The sequence below is a fragment of the Achromobacter sp. 1012554356 genome (assembly GCF_059760815.1).
On record NZ_JCBANC010000045.1, the window covers coordinates 48,607 to 55,005 of the forward strand.

At 65.5% G+C, this 6,399-nt stretch carries 7 protein-coding genes; 4 read left to right on the plus strand and 3 right to left on the minus strand.

The genetic code is table 11. From position 1 onward, the window contains the following. Positions 1-186: 186 nt before the first annotated feature. Positions 187-519 (minus strand): hypothetical protein, encoded by a 333-nt coding sequence (locus AC6LJW_RS21110; protein ID WP_056568612.1) that lies wholly within the window; start codon positions 517-519, stop codon positions 187-189. Positions 520-814: 295 nt separating this feature from the next. Continuing rightward, positions 815-1,327, minus strand: coding sequence for an ASCH domain-containing protein (locus AC6LJW_RS21115; protein ID WP_427985469.1), 513 nt, complete (start codon positions 1,325-1,327; stop codon positions 815-817). 193 nt (positions 1,328-1,520) lie between these two features. Here AC6LJW_RS21115 and AC6LJW_RS21120 point away from each other — a divergent pair, with 193 nt between their 5' ends. Then, a complete protein-coding gene (locus tag AC6LJW_RS21120) occupies positions 1,521-1,718 on the plus strand; it encodes a hypothetical protein (protein WP_056568607.1) in 198 nt (65 codons plus the stop codon). 1 nt (position 1,719) lies between these two features. Next, positions 1,720-2,910 carry an amidohydrolase family protein gene (locus tag AC6LJW_RS21125; RefSeq protein WP_498088196.1) on the plus strand — a complete coding sequence of 397 codons (1,191 nt, stop codon included), beginning with the start codon at positions 1,720-1,722 and terminating at the stop codon, positions 2,908-2,910. Here the strand turns inward: AC6LJW_RS21125 and AC6LJW_RS21130 are convergent. Further along, positions 2,907-3,809: a LysR family transcriptional regulator gene (locus tag AC6LJW_RS21130; protein ID WP_056568600.1), complete on the minus strand. Its 903-nt coding sequence runs from the start codon at positions 3,807-3,809 to the stop codon at positions 2,907-2,909. The two genes, AC6LJW_RS21125 and AC6LJW_RS21130, sit on opposite strands and share 4 nt — an antisense overlap. A 118-nt stretch (positions 3,810-3,927) precedes the next feature. On the opposite strand from AC6LJW_RS21130, the gene AC6LJW_RS21135 reads away from it, so the two are divergent. Together AC6LJW_RS21135 and AC6LJW_RS21140 are read left to right on the plus strand one after the other, a co-directional pair. Further along, entirely contained in the window at positions 3,928-5,055 is a 1,128-nt protein-coding gene (locus AC6LJW_RS21135) for a mandelate racemase/muconate lactonizing enzyme family protein (RefSeq protein WP_056568597.1), read from the plus strand. Positions 5,056-5,238: 183 nt separating this feature from the next. After that, complete coding sequence (locus tag AC6LJW_RS21140; protein ID WP_056568594.1) at positions 5,239-6,219, plus strand: Bug family tripartite tricarboxylate transporter substrate binding protein; 981 nt, start codon at positions 5,239-5,241, stop codon at positions 6,217-6,219. Positions 6,220-6,399: the final 180 nt, after the last annotated feature.

A 6,399-nucleotide genomic window follows, 5' to 3' on the forward strand; every position in this document is an offset into this window, starting at 1 on the left:
TTCAGGAATCGCCGCGTTGGGCCGATGACAAGGCCAAACCGGTATCGCAACAACCGGCCTCACTGGCCGCCAAACCTGTGCAGGCACCCGCTGCCTGACAGGGCATCGCGCGGGGCACCGGACATTGCCTCGACGAAATAAAAGGCCACTCGCTAGAGTGGCCTTTGCTTTTGCCGCAAGGTGGAATCAGTGACGGCCGTGACCGTGTCCATGGCCGTGGCCGCGGTAATAGCCGTGGCCGTGCCGGGGGCCGCGCCACTCGCGGCGATCGTAATACCGGCCGCCACCGTAATACACCGGCCCCGGGTAAACCACCGGCGGCGCCACATACACAGGCGGCGGACGGTAATACACCGGCGGGGGCGGGGCCACGTAGACGGGCGCCGGGGCCACATAGACGGGCGCGGGGTAGACGACGCCAGGCACGCCGATGGAGATGCCGACGTCCACGCGCGCCAGGGCTACGCTCGAGATCATCAAGCCTGCGGCGCCAAGACCTGCAATAAGCCATTTTTTCATTTTGCACCTGCCCGCTGCGAGCCGCAGCAAAGTTGAGTATTCGTTGACGCCATTTTCGGCGGTTTCCGCCAGCTATTCGTAAGCATGGCGACCGCAATGGCGACAATCCGCAACTGCCCCCATTTAAAATCTCGGGCATATGCTGCACTGCGGCAGCGGGCGTCCGCTCTGACGGATTTCGTGTTGAAGTCGATTGAAATAGGCTGGAATCAGCTGAATCCGAACGCCGCCGTTACACCTGGACACCATCTCTGGAGGCCGGCGGCGAGGAATGTTGCTGCGGCACGCCAGGCGCCTAATAGTCCGACTTGTTGTAAGGGGTGGTCTGGCGGTATTCCACGACCCACACCCACGGGTTGGCCGCCCACGCATGAGAGCCATACCGTTCGCACCACATCAGCGCGAACGCCGTTTGCAGAGGCACGCCCGGCAATAGCGCAGAACTCTGATAAAGCGATTGCGTGCCTTCGGCGCGCGCGTCGGCCTCGGTCAGGCTCTGTAGCCGTTGGATGCGTACGCCCACGACGACGGCGCTTGCAAAAGGCGCGCCCGCTTCATCAGCCAGGATGATGGTCTCGCCCGATTTGCCATACGGGCATCTGACCCAGCTCGAGGTCTTGCGCAATTCGGAAGGGTTATCGGGTGACGGTCCCATGGCCACCCATCTTCCGGAATCCGCAGCGTCCGCATACCAGACCGTGGTGAACTTGGACGGCTGCGGCTTGAGGATGCGCCGGCTCTGCACCTTGGCTCCATCCAGAATGGCTTGCTTGAGCGGTTCGCTGAATTGAAGTAACTGCCGTTTCATGTGCTAGCTGTATCCCTCGCGATGAACGCTTGCGCGCTTATTGCTGTTACGGCCGGGGCCGGCACGTGCCACCTGCTCGAAACGTACTCAATCTCTGTCCGGAGTATGACGTGTCACGACTTACCTGTCAGGAGGGCGCTTCATTTCTGTTGTCTTTTTGAAAACGGCGAGGCGTTATTTGTATACTCGACGCATGACTACCGACCTCCACAATCTCAAGCCCGGTTACTACTGGTACACCATGGCCAACGACCCGCTGGCCGTCATCCATATTCATGAAGACGGCGGCGCCACGCTCATGGGCACGGACTATCGCATCGGCGCCGAAGGCGTCGCCGACATGGTCCGGCAAGGCGAGCGCTTCTTCTGGATCGAGCCGCCTCAAGTCTGAGATGGCGGATCTGCTCCTCAAGAACGTTCGCACGGCAAAAGGCGAGGGCGTTGACGTTCTGGTGCGCGGCGGCCGCATCCTGCGGATCGGACCGGGGCTCGATGCCGATCCCGGCATAGCCGTCGAAGACGGCGGCGGCGCCTTGCTGCTGCCCGCCCTCATCGAGGGCCATACCCATCTGGACAAGACGACCTGGGGTTCCGCCTGGTACGTGAACCAGGTCGGACCGTCCCTGACCGATCGCATCGACAACGAACGCAACTGGCGCGCCGCCACCGGACACGACGCCGCCAGCCACGCGCACGCATTGGCCCTCGCATTCCTGCGTGCTGGCACGACGCGGATCCGCACCCATGTCGACGTCGACACCGACGCCGGGTTGAAACACCTGGAAGGCGTGCATGCCACGCGGCAGGCGCTGGCCGGCCGCGTCGAAATCCAGACGGTGGCCTTTCCGCAATCGGGCCTGCTGGCGCGTGCCGGCACGGCCGAGCTGCTGGACCAGGCACTTGCCGGCGGGGCAGACGTGCTGGGCGGGCTGGATCCGTCCGCCATCGACCGCGATCCCGTGACATCCCTGGATGTGCTGTTCGGCCTGGCCGACAAGCATGGCAAGCCCGTGGACATTCATCTGCACGAGCCCGGCGAACTGGGCGCCTTCACGCTCGAATTGATCCTTGATCGGGTGCAGGCGCTGGACATGAAAGGCAAGGTCGTGATCAGCCACGCCTTCTGTCTGGGCGCCCTCGACGCCGCGCGTCTGAACGGGTTGCTGCGGCGGTTGGCGTTGCTTGACGTGGCCCTGTTGACCACCGCGCCGGCGTCGCGGCCGGTGCCTGCGGTGCGCGCCTGCCGCGAGGCAGCCGTGACGCTGTTTGGCGGCAACGACGGCATCCGGGACACCTGGACGCCGTACGGCAGTCCCGACATGCTGGAACGCGCCGCGCTGATCGGGCTGCGCAACGATCTGCGCCGCGACGACGAGATCGAGTGGGCGTTTGAATGCGTGACCCGCGCCGCCGCCCGTGCGTGCGGGTTTGCGGATTACGGTCTGGTCCCGGGCGCCCGCGCCGATCTGGTGCTGGCCGATGCGAGCTGTGTCGCCCAAGCCGTGGTGCAGCGCACGCCCCGGCGCCTGGTGGTGTCCAGCGGCGTGGTCGTGGCGCGCAACGGCGAAGACGCCATCGCCTAGCGGGCGCGCGGCACGGCCGCGGCACCCAGGCCGAGTTGCGACTCGGCCAATTCCACGAAGGCCCGCATCAATTCCGATCGCACGCCTGACCGCAGCCAGATCGCGCCCACGGTTCTGACCGGACAAGGCTCGGGCAGCGGCCAGCGTTTGACGTGCGCGGGCGGCGTGCCCGTGCTGGCCCAATCGGGCAGCAGCGCGACGCCCAATCCTTCGGCGACCAGTTTGGCAATGGATTCGATGCCGTCCAGTTCAAAGCGGACGCGCGGACGCAGGCTGCGCGCGCGCAGGTAGTCGTCCGCCATCTTGCCGCCCACCACGCTGCGGTCGTAGCAGATGTACGGTTCCTGGGCGATAACGGCCAAGGGGTCGTCGACCTTCATGTCGGCCGGTGTGACCAGCACCAGGGGTTCGTGCCGCAGGTCGCGCCACGCGCAGGTCTTGGGAATGGGAAACAGCGGATGCACCAGCAGCGCGCCGTCCAGTTCGCCGGACAGCACTTTGCTGTACAGCAGCGTGGTTGGCGCGGGTTCTATATAGATCTCGATGCCTGGGTGCCGCGCCACCCAGGTGCGGAGCACCGGCGGCATGATGCCGGTCAGGGCGGTGGGCGTTGCGCCCAGCCGCAATGGGCCCGCTGGCAGGTCCGTGTCCGAGGCGGCCGAGCGCAGGTCGCGCACGTCGCGCAGGATGGCGCGCGCGCGTTCCAGGATGCGCACGCCGGCGGGGGTGGGCTTGACGGTGCGGCCCGAGCGCGCAATCAGTGCGCTGCCCACGTCCGCTTCCAGCGCGCGCAGCCGCTGCTGCACCGTGGCCGGTGTCAGCCCCTGATGCCGGGCAGCCTGGGCGATGGAACCGAGTTCCACCACATGCACATATGTTTGTAGAAAGCGCGAATCCAAAGCGGTGAGCTCTACTCGGAAAATGGTTTTTCCATATTCTAAAGATGCATGAAGATAATTGTTGTTTTCTTTGGGGGCGGGAAGAATAGGGTCTTTCACTGCTACGAAGGAGCCACCCGTGCCCATCATTGAATCCATAGACGTATGCGCCGCGGCGGTGCCTCTGGATAAAGTCACCTCGTTTTCCAACCGCACCGTGTCCACCCGCCACTACGGCCTGGTCAAGGTGCGTTCCACCGATGGCGTCGAGGGCATCGGCTTCTGCTACGTCGGCAGCGCCGGCGGCGCGATCTTCGAGGCCGCCGTCCAAACCCTCTTGGGCCCCGTGCTGCTCGGCAAGGACTCGCACGCGGTCGAAGGGCTGTGGCAGTCCATGTATCAGGAAGCGCTGCTGCAGGGCCGCCAAGGCACGGTGATGCGCGCGTTGAGCGCGCTGGACATCGCGCTGTGGGACCTGAACGCCAAGACCGCGGGCCTGCCGCTGCACAAGTTCCTGGGCGCGGTCGAACTGGAATCCGTGCCGGCCTACGCCAGCGGCGGCTATTACCTCGATGGCAAGACCCCGCAGCATCTGGGCGAGGAAATGGCCAGCTACGTGGCCAAAGGGTTTGGCGCGGTCAAGATGAAGACAGGCCGCCTGTCGCCGCGCGAGGAAGAAGCACGCCTGAAGGCCGCGCGCGAAGCCGTGGGCCCGGACGTCGAGCTGATGATGGACTGCAATAACGCCTGGCAGGACGTCACGCAGGCCATGCAGTACATCCGCCGCTTCGAACAATACGAGCCGTACTTCATCGAAGAACCGTTCAGTCCGGACGACATCGACAGCCACGCCAAACTGGCGCGCCTGACCCACCTGCCGATTGCCACCGCCGAGATCGGCTACGGCCGCTGGTATCACAAGGAACTGCTGGACAAGGGTGCGGCGGGCATCCTGCAGACGGACGCGGCCGTGTGTGGCGGCATCACCGAGTGGAAGCGCATCGCCGCCACGGCCGCCAGCTACGGCGTGGTCGTGTGCCCGCACTGGTTCCACGACGTGCATGCGCCGCTGGTCGCGGCCACGCCCAATGCGCGCTATGTCGAGTTCTTCTGGGATGACCAGGTTCTGAACTTCCGCAAGCTGGTCGACCGCCAACTGACCCACAAGCAGGGCCGCGTGATCCTGCATCAGGAGCCGGGGCTGGGGTTCGGCTTTGACGAGCGCATGGTTGAACGCTTCGGCAAGTGGACGCGCGTCGCCCGCTAGGCCCGTCGCCCGGCGCCGCGCGCAAAGGTCGCGTGCCGTGCACATGCGGCAGCGGCGCCGGTTCATGCAGGCGTAGTACCGAAGGTCCGCATCGAGGCCGCGTCAGATGGCCGGATGCAACAGAGGCAGGCAGTTCCACATAACCAGTTGCCGGCCTTTGGACCGGCGCGCGAGGAGACAACAATGCAACGTAGGCAATTCATGACCGGCGCCGCGGCGCTCGGGGCGGCCCTTGTGCTGCCGTCGGCGGCGCGGGCGCAGGACATGCCGTCCGGGCCGGTGAAGATCGTGGTGGGGTTTCCCGCGGGCGGCGGCACGGACGTGCTGGCCCGGCTGCTGGGACAGAAACTCGGCGTGCTGTGGAACATGCCCGTCATCGTCGAAAACCGCGCGGGTGCGGCCGGCATCATTGCGGCCGAGCAGGTCGCGCGCCAGCCCGGCGACGGCAATACGCTGCTGATGGCGCACGTGAACAGCCACGGCATCGCGCCGGGCTTGCAGCCCAAGCTTGCGTATTCGGTGGACAAGGACTTCACGCCCATCGCGCTGGTCGGCAAGACGCCCACCATCCTGATCGGCGGCGCCAGCCAGCCGGCCAAGACGTTGCCCGAACTCGTCCAGCTGTGCCGCGCGCAGCCCGGCAAGATCGTGTTCGGGTCGGCGGGCAGCGGTTCGGCCCAGCACCTGGCGCTGGAAATCTTCAAGGCGCGCGCGGGCATCGACGTGCTGCACGTGCCGTACAAGGGCTCGGCGCCGCTCATGAACGACCTGCTGGGCGGCCATGTGCAATATTGTTTCGAGGGCATGACGACGGCCACGCCGCTGATCCAGTCCGGCAAGGTCATCGCGCTGGCGCAGACGCTGCAAAAGCGCTCCAAGAGCCAGCCCAATGTGCCGACGGTGGCGGAGCAGGGCTATCCGGGCTTCGAGGCCAGCATCTGGTTCGGAATGGTCGGGCCGGGCGGAATGCCCGCCGCCATGGTCCAGCGCATGAATCGGGATATCGACCAGGTGCTGGCGATGCCCGACGTGCAGGAAAAGCTGGCGCAGGTGGGCGCGGAAGACGGCGGCGGGGGCGTGCAGCGATTTGCCGAGTTCATGAAGAGCGAACAGCAGAAGTACGCCAAGACGATCCAGGACGCGAAGATCGTGGCGGAGGGATAAAGCCAAATATGGGCGGTGTCTGACACCCGGTGGCGCGGATCCGACACTTGACGACGGTCTTGCTCGGGTGTCAGACACCGCGTGAATCAGATGGTGTCTGACACCCGGTGGCGCGGATCCGACACCTGATGACGGTCTTGCTCGGGTGTCAGACACCGCGTGAATCAGATGGTGTCTGAC